Origin of the sequence: Catenulispora rubra, assembly GCF_015356825.1 — a bacterium.
GTDB classification, from domain to species: Bacteria; Actinomycetota; Actinomycetes; order Streptomycetales; family Catenulisporaceae; genus Catenulispora; species Catenulispora rubra.
In genome coordinates, this window is the sequence record NZ_JAACYW010000817.1 from 1 (window position 1) to 389 (window position 389).

Consider the following 389-nt stretch of genomic DNA (forward strand, 5'->3'; position numbering starts at 1 on the left):
GTTGCAGGGTGCGGTGCATCAGCTGGGTGGCCTGCGACTCGTCCATGCCGGTGACCACCATGATGCGCTGCCGGAGGCCCTCCTCCTCCTGCCCCAGGCTGTCCAGGACCGAGTAGTCGTCAGGCTGTCGGGGCGTCGAGACAACGATGCGGACCTTGACGCCCTGGGCCATCTTGCGGGCCAGATCGTCGAACAGTTGCAGGTCCATGTAGGGCAGCCGGTAGAAGGGCAGCTTGCCGTAGCAGCCGCCGAACACGTCCTGCTGGGACAGGATGATCGAGCTCTTCGCCGCCTCGATCAGGGCGTGCTGGGCGACCAGGTCGGGATTGACAGTGTAGAAGTCGCGGGCCTCGGTGCCGGTGGCCCACTTCCCATTGTTGATCAGATCC

General features: G+C 65.0%; 1 protein-coding gene. It reads right to left on the reverse strand.

Annotated elements, in window-relative coordinates; translation table 11 throughout:
• On the reverse strand, positions 1–389 hold a 389-nt coding region (locus GWK61_RS55555; protein ID WP_228564623.1), incomplete at both ends, for a phospholipase D-like domain-containing protein.